This window comes from Acinetobacter sp. TUM15064, assembly GCF_008980265.1.
Taxonomy (GTDB): domain Bacteria; phylum Pseudomonadota; class Gammaproteobacteria; order Pseudomonadales; family Moraxellaceae; genus Acinetobacter.
Genome location: NZ_BKFU01000004.1, coordinates 51762 through 71736, shown reverse-complemented (window position 1 = coordinate 71736; position 19975 = coordinate 51762). Strand labels below are relative to the sequence as shown.

12 protein-coding genes are annotated in these 19975 nt (G+C 43.8%); 8 read left to right on the top strand and 4 right to left on the bottom strand.

Annotated features, from left to right (window positions below):
- Window positions 1-287 precede the first annotated feature (287 nt).
- The 3 genes from recD to GBI16_RS02345 are packed head-to-tail and all read right to left on the bottom strand — an operon-like array spanning window position 288 to window position 9548.
- Window positions 288-2072, bottom strand: coding sequence for an exodeoxyribonuclease V subunit alpha (recD, locus tag GBI16_RS02355; protein WP_151706459.1), 1785 nt, complete (start codon window positions 2070-2072; stop codon window positions 288-290).
- 39 nt (window positions 2073-2111) lie between these two features.
- Entirely contained in the window at window positions 2112-5864 is a 3753-nt protein-coding gene (locus GBI16_RS02350; RefSeq protein ID WP_151706441.1) for a UvrD-helicase domain-containing protein, read from the bottom strand.
- Window positions 5865-5867: 3 nt separating this feature from the next.
- Window positions 5868-9548 (bottom strand): exodeoxyribonuclease V subunit gamma, encoded by a 3681-nt coding sequence (locus tag GBI16_RS02345; protein ID WP_151706440.1) that lies wholly within the window; start codon window positions 9546-9548, stop codon window positions 5868-5870.
- Between the two features lie 178 nt (window positions 9549-9726).
- Between GBI16_RS02345 and GBI16_RS02340 the strand changes: the two genes are divergently transcribed.
- Complete coding sequence (locus GBI16_RS02340) at window positions 9727-10269, top strand: hypothetical protein (RefSeq protein ID WP_086209674.1); 543 nt, start codon at window positions 9727-9729, stop codon at window positions 10267-10269.
- Between the two features lie 174 nt (window positions 10270-10443).
- On the opposite strand, the gene GBI16_RS02335 is transcribed toward GBI16_RS02340, so the two are convergent.
- The gene (locus GBI16_RS02335) at window positions 10444-11874 is read right to left on the bottom strand and encodes a phosphate--AMP phosphotransferase (protein WP_151706439.1); all 1431 of its coding nucleotides are present in this window, start codon (window positions 11872-11874) and stop codon (window positions 10444-10446) included.
- A gap of 195 nt (window positions 11875-12069) precedes the next feature.
- On the opposite strand from GBI16_RS02335, the gene GBI16_RS02330 reads away from it, so the two are divergent.
- The 7 genes from GBI16_RS02330 to hisIE all read left to right on the top strand — a co-directional run bounded on the left by GBI16_RS02330 (window position 12070) and on the right by hisIE (window position 19970).
- On the top strand, window positions 12070-12774 hold the full coding sequence (locus GBI16_RS02330; protein WP_110974260.1) for an FFLEELY motif protein: 705 nt from the start codon (window positions 12070-12072) through the stop codon (window positions 12772-12774).
- Window positions 12775-12941: 167 nt separating this feature from the next.
- A complete protein-coding gene (gene ubiE, locus GBI16_RS02325; protein ID WP_086209677.1) occupies window positions 12942-13886 on the top strand; it encodes a bifunctional demethylmenaquinone methyltransferase/2-methoxy-6-polyprenyl-1,4-benzoquinol methylase UbiE in 945 nt (314 codons plus the stop codon).
- A 23-nt stretch (window positions 13887-13909) separates the two neighbouring features.
- On the top strand, window positions 13910-14581 hold the full coding sequence (locus GBI16_RS02320) for an SCP2 domain-containing protein (RefSeq protein WP_119064138.1): 672 nt from the start codon (window positions 13910-13912) through the stop codon (window positions 14579-14581).
- 12 nt (window positions 14582-14593) lie between these two features.
- Window positions 14594-16213, top strand: a complete 1620-nt coding sequence (locus tag GBI16_RS02315; RefSeq protein ID WP_151706438.1) for an AarF/ABC1/UbiB kinase family protein — start codon at window positions 14594-14596, stop codon at window positions 16211-16213.
- Between the two features lie 161 nt (window positions 16214-16374).
- Window positions 16375-17451: a patatin-like phospholipase family protein gene (locus GBI16_RS02310; protein ID WP_151706437.1), complete on the top strand. Its 1077-nt coding sequence runs from the start codon at window positions 16375-16377 to the stop codon at window positions 17449-17451.
- 261 nt (window positions 17452-17712) lie between these two features.
- Window positions 17713-18999, top strand: a complete 1287-nt coding sequence (locus tag GBI16_RS02305; protein ID WP_151706436.1) for an NAD(P)/FAD-dependent oxidoreductase — start codon at window positions 17713-17715, stop codon at window positions 18997-18999.
- A gap of 188 nt (window positions 19000-19187) precedes the next feature.
- Window positions 19188-19970 carry a bifunctional phosphoribosyl-AMP cyclohydrolase/phosphoribosyl-ATP diphosphatase HisIE gene (gene hisIE, locus GBI16_RS02300; RefSeq protein ID WP_086209682.1) on the top strand — a complete coding sequence of 261 codons (783 nt, stop codon included), beginning with the start codon at window positions 19188-19190 and terminating at the stop codon, window positions 19968-19970.
- The last annotated feature ends 5 nt before the right edge of the window (window positions 19971-19975 follow it).

Genomic DNA, 19975 nt, shown 5'->3' with positions numbered 1-19975 from the left:
TAAACAATTTTTGTCACAATCTGCCAATCCAGCAGACATAAAAAAGCCTTGTAGTCTCTCCCAAAACTACAAGGCTTAGCGGCTGTAAGTTTCCTCTTTCACTTACTTCACTGTAAGTTCGCTGTCTACTGACGTTATTATTATCTTTTTGCGATTATACTCAACATTCCGTGTTGAGCTCTTTATGTGAAGCCATCTTCTCAAAAACCTCAGTAAAGCTCTATGCGCAAATCTCCTGAATCAATGTAAGCCATTTCGTACAAAGCCCTTGTTTATTTATTAAAACTTCACAATTGAATTTGTTGGTTAATTTTTCTTGATAGACCACTCTGCCGTGTCGTTCGTGTCACGATTGAGTGCACAAATGCATCACTATTCGCTAGTACGCTCACTACTTTTTTCGCACGTGTAATTGCAGTATAAATCAACTCTTTACTGAGTAATTTTTCAGCCTGCTGATCTAAAACCACCGCAGTATGGGTAAACTCAGAGCCTTGCGATTTGTGAATGGTCAGCGCAAAAGCTGTTTCTATATTTTTGGGTAATCGTGTCGCCATAACCCATTTATCCAGACTGGGGAAATAGACCTCAAACTGTAACTTACCTTGTTGAATACGCTCTAAGCACAGGCCAATGTCTCCGTTCGACAAGCCCAGTTGATAGTCGTTATAGGTCATCATCACTGGACGACCCAAGTACCATTCGCCTTGTTTGATTTGTTTTGATTGTTCCAATAAACGTTGCTCGATTTGCAAATTCAGCTGTTTTAAGCCGAAATGCCCATGACGTATCGCAGCAAGAATTCGATAATCATCAAAACATTGAACCACTTTGGATACGAGAGACTCATTAGGATTTTGCTGATATTGCTTTAAAGCTTCGATATAGCCCTGAAAGCCGAGCATCAACAGATCATAATAATGTTGTAACTGCTCTGCAGATAAAGCTTGCTCAGGCAAAAATTCGAATTGTAGACAATCAACCTTGACCTGATCCAACTCAACCACTTTCAAAGTCGTGGCATGTACTACTTGCTGTTGAAAAGTGTGCAATACGGTCTGTTTTTCGGCAGGATGCTTACTTAAATCAAAACACGGTTGCTGTTGAATAAATTGTGCCAACTTTCCAATCCGTGCATCTGATTTGAAACGGCGACTATTGACCAAATTGACTCTATTCTCAGCCAAAGCAGGAACGTGTTGTAAATCAGCAAGTACAGAACCGACATCGACCGAAGCCAACTGATCGGCATCTCCCAATAAAATCAAACGGGCTTGGTTCGGCATGGCTGCAAATAGCATCTGTGCCAGATTTAAATCCAACATGGAGGCTTCATCAACGACAATCACATCATAAGGCAAGGGTTGTCTGCTATGAAAACGCGGCTGTTGCGTGTTTCCTAAGCCCAAGAGTCGATGCAATGTCACAGGATTTAAAAGCCTCAAATCTGGGGTAACTAGGTTTTGTAACTTTTCATCCTGAAAAGAGTTTTGCAGCGCTTCTTTCATCCGCTGCGCTGCCTTACCTGTAGGTGCAGCCATCGCAATACGAATATCAGGCAGACTTTGCTTAAGCACCGCAATAATCCGCGCCAAGGTATAGGTTTTCCCTGTGCCTGGGCCACCTGTAATGATCGCGAGCGCCTGCTCGGCCACCATCGCCAAAGCCTGTTTTTGATAGGGATCTTCAAGTAAATCGGCATAAGCTGAAAGATCCACTTGCGTTAAATTTTGCAGTTTTAACCGTGCTACTTGCTCGGCCAAGGACTGCTCTAAAGCCCAATAACGATACAAATATAATTGCCCCTGATCATAGACAAACGGCGCTTTTTGTTGCTGTGCCTGCTGTTCATCTATCATCAGATCATCTAAGACAGTGATGGCTTCACTTGCAACCGAGATACAACTCTCACCGCGTAGCATGGCTTCAAGGACCTGTTGAATCACTGCACTTCGGGCTTCGGTGGGGCCTGTTTTACTTAGCGGTGACTGCTGAATAAACTGACTCCAACGCGTTAACCATGTATCTATCTCGACAGCCTGATCAATAGTGGCTTTACACACATTTTCCACACGGTTATCCTCAAAGTTATCCACAGCTTAATTGTTTGTTTATGGGTGACTAACTTCACTTAATTCAGAAGTTTTGCCTACATGATTTTCAGTAGAAGTATCCTCAGCAAAATAACCCAAGATGGCATCTAGTCTTAAAATAAACTCTGGGCTAGCATGCCAACTTAATACGCCTTGATTGGGCTGCCCATTCATTCCTCTCAAATAGAGATAACTCGCCTGACCCAGATGTTCTTCAATGTCATAGTCCAGCAAATTCACTGTTAAATAACGATGCAAAGCCACCAAATATAAGCCCGCCTGCAACCAATAACTGGCATGTGACATATTCAATTGGATTGCGTCATAACTATAGCTCTGCTGATCTGCCCCTAAAAAATTACTTTTATAATCGGCAATGTGATAACGCTGACCATCAAAATAAACCAAATCAATCGAACCCGTCAGGTAACGAGCAGAGTTGGCTTCATTTAAGTCGAGCAGATCAATGCCGTATTCTTGAAACAATGCCTGTATGCGTTTAATCGCCAACACATGATCGGACAAGGACAAATAAAAAGGAAATTCAGCCAAGTGCTCATCGGCTTTGAGTTGCTTCAACTGAAAACCTGCATGCAAAGGCGTTTCGAGCACATCTGCTAACCACTCTTGCATCCACAGCACCAATTGAGTTTCATCATCCTGCCCAAATTCTTGTTGATATTTGCCCAATAACTCTTGCCACAATAAGGGGCTATCATTTTTAAAACGACGATGAATTTCCAGTCCCCAGTCACGTGAGTCCTGAAAGTCAATATGCTCGAAAATTTCGTGCAGGAAAGTTCCCGCAGTCGTCCCCATTGGAAACTGCCGTTTAATCCACACCAAAGGCTGACTCAGCTCCACATCCTCAAGTACAGGATGATTGATCTCATCATCCGCACTGCCAACTTTCTCATTCAAAACCGCCAAGGCATCCATTGCCTCTTTACGACTCAAATGCTGTGCCAACGCGCTAAAACTGGTTTTGGAACGTGGATAAAAACGCTGTTCAGGAAAGACCAAAGCTTGCAACTGAATCACCTCTTGCTGCTCCGCTGGCTGTATACGGATCGGCTTTTCAGTCAGCAACACCTCATCACCACTGGCAGGATGCTCAAACAGATTACCTGCTTGGCCCCGCCAAAATGCCAATGCCGTATTTGATTTATATTCCTGATCTTGCAGTAAGGCATATACGCGATGGCTGGCGCGGGTCAGTGCAACGTACCATAAGCGATGCTGTTCTGCTTCGGCTCGTTCATTGTGTTGAGCAATCGCGGCGGAATCTAACAGATTGGCATCATTTACCGCAACGATGCGCTGTAACTCGCTCTGACCTGTATTCGGATTGATCTGTTCCAGCGTTGAAAAGTTTAAGGTTTTATTCATTTCCTTAAAGTCTTTATCAGCACCCAGCAAGAACACAATTTTAAACTCTAGACCTTTGGACTGATGAATGGTCATCAACTCTACACCTGTGGCATTGGAGAGTTTACGTTCCAACTCCCACTCACGTTCCGCAGGTAAATGTAACTGTTTGAGATACCAATGATACAGTTTCTGCGCGCCTTGAAACTGCTCACTATGCTGACTCAATAACTCAGTCAAATGCCGTAGATTGACCACAGTCCGTTCGTTGTCTCGGCTTTGGTAGGCCACCAAGTTTTTCCACACATTAAACAGGTTTAAAGCGTACTGCCATGCACTTAAAAAGCCTTTATTGATCCACATGTCACGGATATCATCAAAATCCGCCATAAACTGGCTCAGACCGTTGGCTTGCTTTTCCAGTTCCAATAACTGTTTTAAATCAATCGCCAACAGCCTGCTCAAAAGCGCACGGCGAACTTTGGCCTCATCAAAAGGATGCATCATTGCAGTCAATAGCGCACCGACATCTTTCGCGACCTGACTTTCAAACACACTGCGTTTAGACGGACGGTTGACCAAAATTCCCAAACGCTCTAGTTCAAACTGAACTTTGTCCAAGCCATCATGGTTTTTCGACAACACCGCGATATCATTTGCACCCATAAACTGTGGCGGATCATCTGCCACATACAATTGCTGTTGAATGCCTTGGTTGATTAAATCACGGATTTTCCATGCCACTTGTTGAGCTTCATTCTTTTTATCTTCAAGTAACAGCCAACGCAGCGGTACATGGTTTTCACCCTGTGCATCGACCAAAGCGGGATGGGGTCGAGTCCCTGCTTCTACAGGCTGATAATAGACCTGCTCACCAAAGTCCTGTTGGCGTTGGAATAAAGCATCCACCACCTGTACCAGTTTTTGCACAGAGCGATGATTATATTTCAAACTATACTGCCGACCTTGCTTTGCCAAAACATCTAAACGTGCCTTGTTATAGGTCAGCATGTCCCCCCCACGAAAGCCATAAATAGCTTGTTTCGGATCACCGACCATAATCATACAGCCTTGATGATAACGCTGTGCATCACGCCAAATCCGCGCTAGCATGTCATCTTGGTCTTGGTTGGTGTCTTGAAACTCATCCACTAAAATGAGTGGATAGCGTGCCTGTACAAACTGGGCAAAGCGCCTGCCCTGCTCGCCCTGTAAAGCTTCTGACAAGGTCCGAATTTGTTGGGCAAAAGTCGTTTCACTCTTTTGCTGCAACACTTGCGGTAAACGCTTTTTCACCTCGGAGCTTAAGTAATATTTTAAATACGCATCCAGCACATCCAAATTGAGCTCTAGCTCTGCCAACGCCTCTAAGAAACTGCGCACCTGCCGCCACACAGAATGCTGTTCAAACTGTTCCAACACATCTAGAGCACATTTGTTTAAGACTTTTTTCGTCGCAAGGTCAGTCAGGTGTTTTAAGGTTTTTTCAAAATGTGGCGCAAATAAAGCATAAGCCCGTTGCTCTTTCAGTGCAGTCAAAAAAGCAGGTAAGTCCTGACATAAAATACGCTGCATCAAAGCATCGGTGCGCCACTTTTTCCCCAGCACTGCATGGTACTGCCCCTCAGGGGCATAATAGTCCTTCAAGCTTTCAATTTGCGTCACATCCAGCGCAGTAAATTGATCAATGGCCTGTTCAAATTGTGTCAAATCAAGTGCAGGTTTTTCCACCTGTTGAAACTGTGCTGATGCAAAGTTCAAACTATTTTCGACAATCGGCACATAAGCCTGTTCGGTTTTTAATTTTTGTTTTAACAGTAAATAATTCACCACAGGCTGCGGCTGTGCCTGAATCCACTCGCGTAACACATCATGAATGAGCTGTTGAGTATAACTCTGCGCATCATCGGTGATATCCGCACGCTCAATCTTGCCACTTTCAAAAGAAAACTCACGCAGTAGCTTTTGACTAAAACTGTCCAATGTCCCGACAAATAACTCATCTAACTGGTCAATCACTAACTTCAAACGCTCTTGAGCGAAACCAACCCGCTGTGCATAGTCTGTCAGCACTTTGATAAAAAGTGGATCCTGTTCAACAGATATTTTGACCTGTATTTCTCGCTCGGTCAGACTCTGGCAACCTTCAAAATAACGTAAGGTTTCAATCAAACGTGCTCGAACGCGACTTTTCAGCTCCGCGGCGGCAGCACGGGTGAAGGTGGTTGCAATCACCTGATTCGGCAAATAGGCTCCGAGAAAAATGCGTACCATTAAACTGGATAAAGTAAAAGTCTTGCCTGTACCTGCTGAAGCCTCAATCCAATGCAAGCCCTGAAAGCTCATATCGGCAATGGGTTGATAAGACATGTTCGATGTAGTGGCCTGAGATTGGGCTGTCATGACTTAGTCCTCAAGGCTTTGCTGATGCAAAAAAATCGGATGATATAGCTCATAAGAAAACTGCTCACAGGCATGGGCAAGTAATGCTTTGGCATCCTGCTCTTGTAAAATAAACTGCCAGTCGCGGTGTGCTTTATTGGCTTCATTTTCAGTCATTGAAAAACCACTAAAGCGACCATCTTCTTCCCAAACTTTATAAATGGCATCCATATCCGCAATCACCATCTGTTCCTGATCATTCAGTTGCCATTCATGCATTTTATCTTTTTCTGCAATTTTCAACAGCAAGGCCGCAGGTAAAACCAAGGGCTGAGTTTGTGCATACTCCCATGCTTTCAACCAAGGCTTGAGCCATTCACGCGCCTGATTTGAACTCACACCAGTACATAAAATGGTTCGGTCACTAAACACCACAATGCGTTGATATTGCTGTCCGCCCTCACCTAAATTCACATAAGCCAACCACAATAAATACTCCAACCAAACTTTGGCACGGCGCTTTGCTCTGGCACTAGACGCTTCCAGACTGACCCATTTTTCAGCACTGTATTTGGCTAAGGTAATATTGATCTGTAAATGTTCATTCACCTTCCAGACTTGTTGGGTCGTGGCTGTGGTCTCAGGTGCATAGCGTTGTAAACGGGTCAGCAAGCGCTGCTGCTCAAGCACGCTCATTTGCCAGACCCCATCTTGCACTTTACCAATCGGCAGTTGATCCATCAGAAGGTTGGCATCTGCTTCTGCTTCATGTTGTTGTAAAAAATGGCGAATGGCATAACGTCCTAAACCATCGAGCAGTAACGGTTCTTGCGTTGCAGGAATCTCTTCTGGTTTTAAATTTTCCACGCCTAAAGTCTTGAGATACAGCCGTGCAGGGAAAGTGATGTCCTGAATCCACTGCTGACTGTCAAGAACTTGAATGTCTTGCTCTAATTTTGGATACGGCGTGTTGACCCAACTGCTACGTTGCCCCGATGCATATTGCAATTGTTTCGCGACCTGAAACCATTGATCTTGAAAACGAATACTGTGCTCAGACTCAAAACCACGTGGATCAAAAGGCAATAAAGGATGAACATGATATAGCGATGCCAACTGTGCAGGCACAGTCACACCATGCTGATCAACCGTTGCATTGACACTCTTGGTCTGTGTGTCAGGCTGCACAATAAAGGCCATATGCTGAATCAGTTCTTGCAACACTGTAGATGGATCACGGACTTCACCATCGTTAATATCAAAGCCATTATAAAATAACCATACGTTCTCTTGTGCCAACAACAACGCATCTAGAAAAGCCCCTTGATCGTCTTCCAAACGCGAACGATCCCCCAGCTGTGGCTTCAGTAAATCCATCAAGTCAAAAGGCAAATGCGCACTGCGGTTAGGAAACTTGCCACTGTCCAAGCCCAACATCACAATCAGCTTATACGGCACAGGTCGAATCTGACCAATTTGACTAAATGTGATCTGCCCCGTGGGTTCGGCATAGTCCAATTGCGCTTCTAAGGTCTTTTGAATTTCCTCTAACACATAAGGCAAAGGTAAACTTAAACTGCGCAGTGCATGATGATCGTGTTCATCATAGAAACTTGCCAAAGTCAGCATACGTTCTTGTTTTTTGACCATCTTATACACTGCAGCCAAAGACTCGACACCCGCAGCTTCAAACTCGCGAATATCCTCCATCAAACGATTCAGCCAAGTTTCTGCAGTCGTCCGCTGTCCTGTTTCATGCGCAATCATCCACTCGGCACGGTGTTTAAAATCCTGATAAATTTCAATCAAAATGCCAATCAGCTCAAAATCACTCGACTGTACTTGGGCATAGCTCAAGGTCTCATGAAACAGCACATGTTCTGGTACAGCGACGCCTAAAGCCAAACGATCTAAAGCAAACTTCAGACTATAACGATAGTCCTCATCCCCTTCGGCCAGACTACGTTTTAAATGCTCAGCATCCAATCCACGCTTAAAGCCTGAATTGATCAACAGCTCAGTCATCCGCTCAATCATATTCATGTCTAAGCCATAACGTTGCTGCGTTGCATTTAAACTGAGCCAATCGGCAAAGTCCTCAATACTGAAACGCCCCCGCACCAAGACCATCCGTCCCAGCACAGCACGCCATGCATTTAAAGCATCAAGTTGAGTCACACCTGCCAGCTTAATTGGCAAATAAATACTGTCTTTACTCAGTTGATGACCCTTTTGCAAAGCCTCACGCTCATGCGGAGGCGGTGCAAAAACACTGCGAATAAACGGCTCTAGCTCAGTCAAACTCGGCGTCAACACCAAAATATCGCTTGGACGTCGCGGTGCTTCAGCCGTACCCTGAGCCAACCAATGCGTCAGTTGATCTTTGAGGACTTCAAGCTGTCTGAGGCTGGAATGACAGACATGAATCTGAATTGAATCATCTTGTTCAGCCAAGACATACTGATGCTGTTCAGGTTCTACCAAATACAGGACATCGGACTGAATTTTACCAAGTAAAGTTTCTGGGTATTCATCCACAAAGATATCGGCCCATACCCCATCTTCACCTGAAGAAAGACTGGAAAGTAAAGAGAAATGGTCCCGTGCCTGTTTACCAAATCGGGTCAGTAAAGGATGACGAGACTCTCGAGTTTCTGCATTAAAATTGAGGGTAAACTCATCAAAAAACTGCTGAATCTCTGCATCATTGGCATTTGGATTTTTTTCAATAAAACGCTGCTTCACCCGCGCGTCATAACGCGCTTTCCAGTTGGGATCGACACTGTCCGCCCAGTATTCTTGCGATGGGTTATAGTGAAAAATAAAGATATCAAGGTATTGCCCCAAGCGGTGCAAAAACTCCAATTGCTTTGGCGGTAAATCTAGAACAGTAAACACCACCAACTGCGCAGGTAACTTTTTCAGCGCAGCTTCTCGGGTCTCTGCTTGATCGAGTAAGTCCCAGAATGCAGTATCAATACGCTGAATTTGTTCAAAGTCGGCATGGAACACCACCTGCCAGAGCCAACGTTGCCAAGCCTCTAGCTCATGTGCTTGATTGAGTTGAAAAGCACTGAGTTCTTGATGGGTTTTAAAGAACATCTGCTCCAAATCAAGCGGTTGATTCTTACCCCACGCTTGTAACCAATTGGTCTGACAACGGCAACTTTGCGCTGGACAGCCTTTGGTGCAATGCCCACGATAATCCATATAAAAACTAAACAGCCGTGAAACCTGCTCCGCCACCCAATACAGCATGCTTTGTTTTTTGAGCTGTTTATCAATGCCTTGTTGCAAACGGTCGGCACTGGCATAGATCCGTTGAATGATCGGATACAACGGATGAGCAACCTCTAAAGGATTCAGCTCAGCCTGTATAAATTCTTTTAAGGCTTGGAAGACGCGCCATTTAATAATCAATCGCGGAATATTGGCTTTACGGACTTCATCTTTTTGATCGAGCAAAACCCACTGATAAGCCGACCATTGAAAACCACGGATACGATGATGAAACTGTGTGTTGGCACTGATGCCCTGCTGTTCTGCCAACTTTTGTGTTAGCCAAGCCTCAACCGCAGGTGAAGGGACAATAAAGTGCTGTGCTTGCAGTACTTGAAAGGCATTTTTGGCCGGTTTAAAGACGGTTTTTTGCATGGCTTGCAACAGAACATCAATACGCTGACTTTGTATTACGTGTATTGCCATGTTTCCCCTCAAATGACCATCTTATGAAAAATCTACAAAAGCACACAGATTATTGACTATACTTCTGGTTCTGTCTATGTCACTTTGATGACATATTTCTATTTAAAATTTGCTTTAAAATAGACACTTTAAGCAAAACTAGAATCAATGTGAATCAGGATATTTTAGGGTTTAAAAGATGAAATTAGAGCACATTCCAGAAAAAATTGATCCCGCTTTAAATTTAGAACAAATTCGCGAAGAATGTTTAGAACTGGTTAAAAAACGGGCTTATGTTTCCGCAGGTGCAGCGGTCATTCCTGTTCCTTTTCTCGATGTGGTGATTGATGTCGGGATTTTGTCACAACTAATCCCAGAAATTAATGCCCGCTTTGGCCTAACCCCTGAGCAAGTCAGTGTTTACGACCCAGAAACCAAGCAAATACATTGGTCAGAACTGCGTAAACGTGGCGTGGAATTTTCTGGACTGGTGGTCGCACGTACAGCCGTGAAAAAATCCATCAATAACATGGCAGCCAAATTCATTACCAAACAAGTCACCAAATTCATTCCCCTTGGTGGACAGATGATTGCAGCAAGTTTGGGCTACTTTGTGATGAAAAAAATTGCAGAAACCCATGTCGAGGAATCGTATAAGTTGGCTAAAGGTATTCAACTAAAACAGGCCGTTGAACAAGGTGTTCCTGTTGCAGCGCCAGTGACCCAAATTCCTTTGGGTTAATAATTAGAGCTGAATTATTCTCTATATATAGATGGTCAAATCACCGTCATGCCAGTCCATTAGAAACCTGACTGGCATTTTTTTTAAACCCTAAATTCTTTCCATACGCGACAATATCATTCGCAACCTGCTCAGCCTTGAATAAGCCAAATAACCTTCCTCTGGGTTTCTTACTTAATCTGTGGTTTCTCGATCTGCTTTGAGCTGTTTTAAAATTGCCCTTAAAACCTCAATTCGTGCCTGCTGCTTATCATTGGTAGAAATGATATACCAAGGGGCACAGCGCGTATCGGTATGTGCGAACATATCTGCAGCTGCTTTTAAATAGTCATCCCACTTGTCGCGATTGCGCCAATCTTCTTCCGTAATTTTAAAGCGTTTATGCGGAGTACTTTCACGGGCTTTAAAACGCGCCGCTTGCTCATCTTTATCAATCGCCAACCAAAACTTTATCAGCACCGTTTGACTATTCACCAAATTTTTTTCAAAACGATTAATTTCCGCATAGGCCCGTTGCCACTCCACCTCGGTTGCGAAACCCTCGACTCGTTCAACCAGAACACGTCCATACCACGTCCGATCAAAAATGGTAATGTCATCCGACTGCAACTTACTCCAAAAACGCCACAAATATGGACGACGTAACTCATATTTTTCAGGTGCGCCAATGGTATGAATTTCATATTCCCGTGGGTCGAGCTTTTTCACAATGCGCTTAATCGCTCCCCCTTTACCCGCAGCATCCATCCCTTCAAAAGCAATCACCACTTTACGGTCATCACAGCGGATGGCATCAGCCACTTGTTTGGTCAGTTTCTTTAACTCTGCTTTATAGCTGTCCGCCTCCGCGGTCACAGGGGCAAACTGTGTCAAACTTTCTGCTACAGCGGCTTGCTGCCACTTTAATGCCGCCTTTTTCTCGTGTTCTGGACAGTGACATAACGCCGTTAAAATGGCTTGTGCAAAATTGTGATTACGCACATCTTCATCTTCACCATCAATGATTTGCCAGTCGTCAGTGAAGCGCATACGTAGTTTTTGCAAAGTGTCGTATTGTTTTTTATTACGCCAGTCTAACCCATGTAACTTATGCCAATGCACTTCACTCGGGTCCATGTCATCTAGACGTTTTTGCAGAGACTTCCACGACAAATCGAACCAGACTTTTAACACATCTACATTGTTGTTTTTTAAGTCCTGCTCAAAAGCCCGCATATTGCTGATGTATTCGTCAAACACAGTGTCGTCTAAAGGCTTGGAAGCATGCATGGCCGTAGCCAACAAGTCTCCATACCAGTTACCAAACCACACCATAATTTGTCCCTCAGCAGGTACAAATCGAGTATAAGGCTGCCAAAACGGTTGTTTTAGATTAAACAAATGTGGAGTATCTGCTTTGACATATAAAAACCGTGGATCGACCCATTCACGCAGTTGCTTCACTGCTTCGCCCTTGCCCGCAAGCTCGATTCCACTAACCAGAATCACTAAACTTTTTGCATTACTCTGATCACGGGTATTCATCAACGCATATTGCGCTTCAATTAAATCCAATGAAAGTTGTTCTTCATTCAGCTCTGTATTGACTGTTATTTCTGTGTTCATAACCCCGCCTTTCTTGTATTTAATCAGATCACTAGACCCCAAAAGATCATGCTATACATGGTTTTCAAAGCTACCTTTTGACTACTTCTACAGCAAACTGACTGCAAATAAATAGTTTTTTTGTCACTTTGTCATAGCGAGTTCGATCATCACACACTAAGATTTAGCTATCTTAAAATAGAACTGAGACAGCAAATGTCCAAACTCGCCGCCCTCGATGAGCTTTTAGAACAGTATTACCAGTTACATTATCATCAAGATTCGGTGCTCTTCCAACGTTTGCAGGATGTACAAAGTTGGCAAAAACAGCGAATGCAGCGCACTCACAACAAAGCTTTCGCAGAAAAGCAAAATCTGTTGATGGCCGAGTATTTTATCAACCGTTTATATGGTGGCCCAGATTTTGATGCTTTGGCGGGACAAATTGCACGTTTAAATCGCTATGCACACAAAGCTGAAAAATTGATTCCTGAAAATGCTATTAAAACAGGCACATCGGGCGTTGAATTGGCGATTTTGGCCGTACGACTGGACGAACAAGTGGCGATACAGCTCCTCAAGGAACATCATCCTAACGAGCCTTTAACCGACGACTTAATGCGCCAAGCCTATTTAAAACTGGAACAAGGCGAAGATCGTCTCAAACAATTGTATTTACTCGACCAACTCGGTAAAAACCTTGATAAATACATGCGCTCTTTTATGGTCTATACCGCTTTTAAGATGTGTAAAGGGACAGCCAATAAATACAACTTCAATATCATGTATGATTTTATGCAAGATGGCTTTTTGGCCATGAAACCGCTAAAGTCGGCGGAGAAATTTGTGAAAGACTTTACTGCGGTGGAACGTCAAATTATTGACAAAGTACATTCGGGTCATCTATACCCATTTCAGTAAATTTCAGATTATTCCTTGATAAAAATAAGGCAGTGGCTGCATAGCTCTGCTGTTTTTCTGTATATTATTCAGCACAATTGCATGATGGTTACTGTACAACGTCTTAGAATCTGTCATCATGCATGCACTGCAACATTTACCCTATTGCTATGTTAGGAGTGACTCCCATGTCGAATGAAAATCAAACGCCTACCGCTAATCCAGAGTCGGCACAAAACACAGACAAAGTGAGTCCATTTTTAACTGAACCATTACCCCAAGGCACAGCACAAGGTCAGCAAAAATCATTACAACAACAGTTGACTGATACCCCAGTGACGGGTTCTGTACCCAAATACAATCTTCCTCGTGGTGCCAACACAGGTAATGTCGGTAGTACCACACACTTTGGTTACCAAACGGTCAGCAGTGAAGACAAAGCTCAAAAAGTGGCTGAAGTTTTCCACTCGGTTGCGAGCAAATACGACATTATGAATGACTTGATGTCTTTTGGTATTCACCGTCTGTGGAAACGCTTTGCGATCAATATGTCAGGGGTACGTCGTGGTCAACGCGTACTGGATATTGCAGGCGGGACAGGTGACTTGGCTAAAGTATTTAGTCGTGAAGTCGGTCCTACTGGTCATGTGGTACTTTCAGACATTAACGAATCTATGCTTAATGTTGGCCGTGACCGCCTGATTGATGCTGGCTGTACCAATGTTGATTTCGTATTAGCCAATGCTGAAACCCTAGAGCCATTTGAAGACAACAGCTTCGACTTACTCACCATCTCGTTTGGTCTACGTAATGTGACCGATAAAGATGCAGCACTTGCTGCGATGTACCGCGTCCTTAAGCCAGGTGGTCGTTTATTAGTCTTAGAGTTTTCTAAACCTGTATTTGAGCCATTTTCAAAACTGTACGACCTATACTCATTCACCGCACTGCCGATCATGGGCAAAATCATTGCCAATGACTCAGAAAGCTATAAATATTTAGCCGAGTCGATTCGTATGCACCCAGACCAACGCACGCTCAAAGGCATGATGGAAAATGCAGGCTTCCAAAACTGTGACTATCACAACCTGACAGGTGGTATTGTTGCTGTACACCGTGGTTTTAAACTTTAAAATTAAACGTTTAAGGGCAAATTATGTGGTCGATTCTGGCACTCGGTGCAGTTGAACGATTAATTCATCATGTGATTAATTTGGATGCGATCACTCGCATCCAGCTCAATGAACTACAAGGCAAGATGTTACGTGTGGTGATCGCATCCCCGCAACTGTCTGTAGATGTGTTCTTTGACCACGCTAAAGTGCGCTTAGAACCTACCGTTACAGGGCATAGTGAAACAGCATCCATTTTTGAACAACGCCCTTTTGATCAAGCTCAGTCTCACACCCCAGCAACCGCCACTTTAACGGTGGCCAATGTGGTTGAGCTGCTCAAGCTTTTACTGGCGGATGATGTTGGCAATATCCCGCTCCAAGGCGATTATCACCTTCTGCAAGATATTCAACGGATTATGCAACAAGCTGAGCCAGACTTGGCTGCGCATCTAAGCCCGTGGCTTGGCCCAAGTTTGGCGCATGAACTGGCCAAAATCCAACTGGCACCGAAGCACATCAAACAAACCTTACAAAGTCATTTGTTTTTTGCTGAAGATGCCTTAAAAGAAGACAGTGGTCTATTTGCCCCGCGTTGGCAAATGGATGATCTACACCAAGACACCCGTATTCTGAATCAAAACTTAGATCGTGCCGAAGCCAAAATTCAACAGCTTCAAGCACAGATTGACACACAAGACTCAACTCAAAACTAGGTATTTGCATATATGATTCCGCACGTTTCACGTTTACTCGAACTTTGGCGCATTGCCGCGCACTATAGACTCGACACGTTGTTTCCTGCGGAAGAATTGCCTGAAAAAGCACGTCATGCACTAGGGCTAATTCGTATGCATCCAGCGGCATGGTCCAGCCGTGAACGCAAAAACCCCTTGAAACTGAAACTCGCTTTAGAGGAAATGGGACCACTGGCGATTAAAATGGGACAACTCCTGTCTACTCGTCGTGACCTGATTCCACCTGAAGTGCTACAACAACTGGTTTTACTCCAAGACCGTGTCAAACCGTTTGGTTCTGATGTGGCGAAAATGCGTATTCAGGAATCACTGAAAGCCGATGTAAATACGCTGTTTGCACGCTTCGACGAACAGCCATTGGCAGCCGCCTCGATTGCTCAAGTCCATACGGCGGCTTTACATGATGGCCGCGAAGTGGTGGTGAAAGTCACCCGTCCCGATATTCGTAGTCAAATTTTACAAGACTTTGAAATTTTAGAATGGCTAGGTGATTTTCTAGAAAAACGCTTAGAAGCCGCGCGTGCACTGCACTTATCTGAAATTATTCAGGACTATCGTCAAGTCATTTTAAATGAACTGGATTTGACCTTAGAAGCTGACAATACTCGTCGTATGCGCCATTACTTTACAGGCTCAAGCATGATGTATGTGCCTGAAGTCTATATGGACAGCAAAGACGTGATGGTGGCTGAACGCATTACGGGCGTTCCTATTTCAGACATTGAAACCTTTGAAAAGCTGGGCATGGATCGTAAAGATCTGGCGGAAAAAGGCTTAACCATTTTCTTTACCCAAGTCTTCCGTGACAACTTTTTCCATGCCGACATGCATCCGGGCAATGTCTTCGTTGAAACCCTAAACCCAAGCCAACCACGTTATATTGCGTTGGACTGTGCCATTATGGGAGAGTTGTCGAAGCACGACCAAATGACTGTGGCACGTATGCTGCTTGCGGTCATGAACAGCGACTTTATGCAACTGATTCAAATCGTGCATCAAGCTGGTTGGATTCCACCGGGCACAGACCAAGATGCTCTAGCACGTGAAATGCGTCGCACGGTCGGGCCAATGGTGTCCAAACCCATGCATGAATTGGACTTCGCAGGCATTTTGATTCAAGTGATGGATATTGCACGTCGTTTCCATTTGGAAATTCCACCACAGTTGATGCTACTGCTTAAAACCCTCGTGCATGTTGAGGGTTTAGGCACAGACCTTTACCCTGAGCTGGACATTTGGAGTTTAGCAAAGCCAATCCTGACCGATTGGATCAAAGCACAAATGAATCCACAGAAGAACCTAAAAGAGCTGGGACAAAAAATTCCGGACTTACTTTTAGGGGCGCAAGACTTCCCAACGCTGTTGGTCGATAGCTTAAATGGTCTTAAAAACCAATCAGCTTGGCATGCTAAACAGCTCAATGAACTACAAAGTATGCGCTTGCAAATGGAGCATCAGCAAAAACGGAGCTGGATTTTTGGTAGTCTCATGGCCATTTTGCTGTCGATTGCGATTATCTCGCCATGGTTTATTTCAGTGATCTTAATTGTACTCACTGGCTTACTGGCAGTGTGGCGCGTGTTTAAATAAACGCGTTCTGCTGTATTAAAAGCCTGAGTCTCTCAGGCTTTTTTATGTTTAACGTTTAAGTAGGAAGTGACCTCCAAGTCATTATTGGATCACTTTTGCCAATGCGCTGGTTCTCTCGTCAGTTAAAATGACAATATATATTGTCTCTTTGAATAATCACGATGACTCAAATCCTGCATAAACACCCTCCCGCTTTAAGCATTCGTGCAGGCAAATTAGCACGTCAACTCATTCAAAGCGAAGGCTTACAAGCTGAACAGGTCGATATTGTACCCGGTGCCGCAGGTGGACCCAAAGGCATCGGAATTCAAGGTTTAGACCAAGCCATTTTTGGTGAGTTCTTTGCCCGTGCACCACAAAGACGGACACTGATTGGTTCGTCTATTGGCAGTTGGCGCTTTGCCAGCATCTTGGCGCACGGTGCAAAAGCAGGTACTGAACGTTTAGGTGAACTCTATACCAACCTGTATTTTGACAAAAAAATGCAACGCCAAGAAGTCAGTGATATTTGCCGTGGCATGCTGCTCGACTTGGTGCAAGGTAAAGAAGAGGAACTAGTAGATCATCCAGACTACCACCTTGCAGTCCTCTCGATTAAAGCACAGCACATCTTCCAAAGTGACCAAGTTCTGCCGCTCTTGGCCTCTGTAGCAGGGATCATCGGCACAACCGCTGTTGCACGGAAACATAGTCGCCACTTTATGCAACGGGTGATTAGTCAGCCCAACATTGGCAAACAATTTAAAGTAGAAGATGATTTCCTCACTCATTATCACAGTCTCACTGCTAAAAATGTTCTGCCTTGGTTGATTGCTTCAGCCTCTATTCCAGGCGTGATGGCCGCGATTCGCGATATTCCAGATGCACCCCAAGGCAGTTATCGCGATGGCGGTCTGATTGACTATCACATTGACCTGCCTTTTGAGAGTCAAGGCATTGTGCTTTATCCGCACTTTACGGACAGCATTACGCCGGGCTGGTTTGATAAACTGTTTAAGCGTCGCGCCAATCCTGAAAATCAAGCCCGTACCCTGCTCCTATCTCCATCCCAAGACTACTTACAAAGCTTACCTTTAGGGCGCCTGCCCGATCGTAAAGATTTCACCCTCAAAGGGCTCGACCAAAAACAGCGCATTCAAATGTGGAACCAATGTATTTCTGAAAGTCAGCGCTTAGGTGATGAGTTCTTGGAAATGGTGGAAAAACAGCATTTTGCACAGGTCATACAAGATTTATAAACAAAATTTGCGCATTAATGTAATCTTGTTTAATCTGACCAAATAAAGAAAAATCGAGATTACATTTTTTTTATGCTAAAAATAATTTTAAGTGAACAAGAAAAGTATGATCAAGCCATTGAATTACAGAACGAATCATGCGGAAAAAATGTTATTGCAAGCTCGTTAGAGGATTGCATTCAAATCAATATCGACCAATTAAAAAATCTGATGATATTCGTTATGAACTCATTTTTAGACAATGGTTAAATCATTCGATCTATGATTTCTAATCACTCCCCCCACTTCGCCATCATCGGTGCAGGAACCGCTGGATTAGCCACTGCGATTTTACTGGCTCGGCAAAATATTCAAGTCAGTATTTTAGAGAAAGCCTCAGAACTCGAACCTGTCGGCGCAGGACTGTTACTCCAGCCCTCTGGTTTAGCTGTTTTTGAGCATTTAGGTCTCTTAGATGAAGTTTTAAGACTGGGTGCAAAAGTCACAGGACTCAAAGGTCAGTTACCGAGTGGAACTTTACTGGTCAATAGTCATTATCAACAAGCGCATCCTGATTTTTATGGCGTCGGTATCCACCGAGCAACGTTATGCCATGTTTTAGAAAATAAATGCTGTGAATATTCTGAACTCATTACGTGGCAAATGAATACCGACATTCAAAAATTAGAAGAAAAATCAAATCATATCCAAGTTTTGGGTACAAAAGATGGCGAAGCATTTGATCAAGCTTTTGATGCTGTGATCATTGCCAATGGTGCACGTAGCCTTTTAAGACCAAAAAAATGGGTAAAGGTTGATCAAGCTTATCCTTGGGGAGCCAAATGGACGATTGTTCCTGAATGCCTTGAATTAGATACAGAAATTTTACATCAGTTTCATGACCGCTCTAAAATGATGCTGGGAATCTTACCAACAGGCACAGTGCCACATGAACCCAAGCAAAGACTGTCGAGTGTGTTTTGGAGTCTTCCAAGCCATCAGTTGAATAATTTTCTACACAACTCACAAGCGCACTCAGACTGGTTAAACCAAGTGTCTAAGCGTTGGAAACCTGCTGCGGATTGGTTAGAACAAGTCATTGCCCAGCCTGAACAAAAATCGCAATGGTTGACGGCAAATTATCGTGATGTGGTACTGTCTAAGTTTGGTGAGGGTCGTATTGGTGTCATGGGTGATGCCGCACATGCAATGAGTCCACAACTGGGACAAGGTGCAAATATGGCCCTTTTAGATGCATGGGCTTTGGGGCAAGCGGTTCAAAGCGCAAGAAAAAATGAGAACATTGATTATGTTCAACTCTGGCAAACGTATCATCAACACCGTCAAAATTCGACGACGTTCTATCAATTTTTAAGTCGTTTACTCACACCACTTTACCAATCTGAGCTATGGTGGGCAGGGGGTTTACGAGATTTAAGCTTTGCTTGGATGTATCGAATCCCCTATTTCCGTAAAGAAATGGCGGTGACGATTTCAGGTTTAAAATTAGGCATGTTCAGTCAAATGAACTATCAGGATATTGCAAAACAAAACAATCATTCTGTGTAAAATGCGATGACAATCATCGTCATCCGCTTTGGATGGGTGACGATAGATGAATTTCTAAAATATATCAATTAAGCCACGGTGAGATAACTGTAGAAAGTTTCTCCTCTATTCTGTTTAAATCACGTAGACTATAGCGCGCTACGTTGACATCGTAACACTCTCAATATTTATTCGCTTGGTGAAATCTTATGAACAATTTGCAATGGCTCGATGAAGTAAAATTTAACGAACAAGGTTTAGTCCCTGCCATTGCACAGCATCATCAAACGGGTCGTGTGCTGATGGTGGCATGGATGAACCGTGAAGCTTTGGCTTTGACGGCCGAGAAAAACCAAGCTGTGTATTTCTCTCGTTCACGCAACAAGTTATGGCACAAAGGCGAAGAATCTGGACATTTTCAGACCGTACATGAAATTCGTCTCGACTGCGATGCCGATGTGATCATGCTACAAATTGAACAGCACGGCGGGATTTCCTGTCACACAGGTCGCGAATCATGCTTCTACCGCAAACTCACACCAAATGGCTGGGAAATTGTGGATGTACAGCTCAAAGACCCGAACGCGATTTATGGTGAAAAATCGACCAATCCACATACATTGGCAATGAATGCCTCAACGGCGCAGTCTGAACAAGTTGAAGTTTTGTCCTACCTCGGTCAAATGATGGCTGAGCGTAAAGCAGCAGATCCAGATTCGTCTTATGTGGCAAAGCTGTACCACAAAGGTCTCAACAAAATTTTAGAAAAAGTTGGTGAAGAAGCCATTGAGACAGTAATTGCCGCGAAAGATTTTAAGTCTGAAGCCAATGAAGATCATAAAAATGATTTGATCTATGAGGTGGCAGACCTTTGGTTCCATACGATTGTGGTTTTAGGTTATTTCGACTTAGACCCTCAAGTGGTTCTCAATGAATTGGCACGTCGTCAAGGGCTTTCTGGTTTGCTTGAAAAAGCCAACCGTAACCACTAAGTTTA

Bases quoted from the DNA above. Each gene is read 5' to 3' on its own strand.
- GBI16_RS02350 (WP_151706441.1), bottom strand. From the start codon at position 5,864: ATGACAGCCCAATCTCAGGCCACTACATCGAACATGTCTTATCAACCC.
- GBI16_RS02345 (WP_151706440.1), bottom strand. From the start codon at position 9,548: ATGGCAATACACGTAATACAAAGTCAGCGTATTGATGTTCTGTTGCAA.
- GBI16_RS02340 (WP_086209674.1), top strand. From the start codon at position 9,727: ATGAAATTAGAGCACATTCCAGAAAAAATTGATCCCGCTTTAAATTTA.
- GBI16_RS02335 (WP_151706439.1), bottom strand. From the start codon at position 11,874: ATGAACACAGAAATAACAGTCAATACAGAGCTGAATGAAGAACAACTT.
- GBI16_RS02330 (WP_110974260.1), top strand. From the start codon at position 12,070: ATGTCCAAACTCGCCGCCCTCGATGAGCTTTTAGAACAGTATTACCAG.
- ubiE (WP_086209677.1), top strand. From the start codon at position 12,942: ATGTCGAATGAAAATCAAACGCCTACCGCTAATCCAGAGTCGGCACAA.
- GBI16_RS02320 (WP_119064138.1), top strand. From the start codon at position 13,910: ATGTGGTCGATTCTGGCACTCGGTGCAGTTGAACGATTAATTCATCAT.
- GBI16_RS02315 (WP_151706438.1), top strand. From the start codon at position 14,594: ATGATTCCGCACGTTTCACGTTTACTCGAACTTTGGCGCATTGCCGCG.
- GBI16_RS02310 (WP_151706437.1), top strand. From the start codon at position 16,375: ATGACTCAAATCCTGCATAAACACCCTCCCGCTTTAAGCATTCGTGCA.
- GBI16_RS02305 (WP_151706436.1), top strand. From the start codon at position 17,713: ATGATTTCTAATCACTCCCCCCACTTCGCCATCATCGGTGCAGGAACC.
- hisIE (WP_086209682.1), top strand. From the start codon at position 19,188: ATGAACAATTTGCAATGGCTCGATGAAGTAAAATTTAACGAACAAGGT.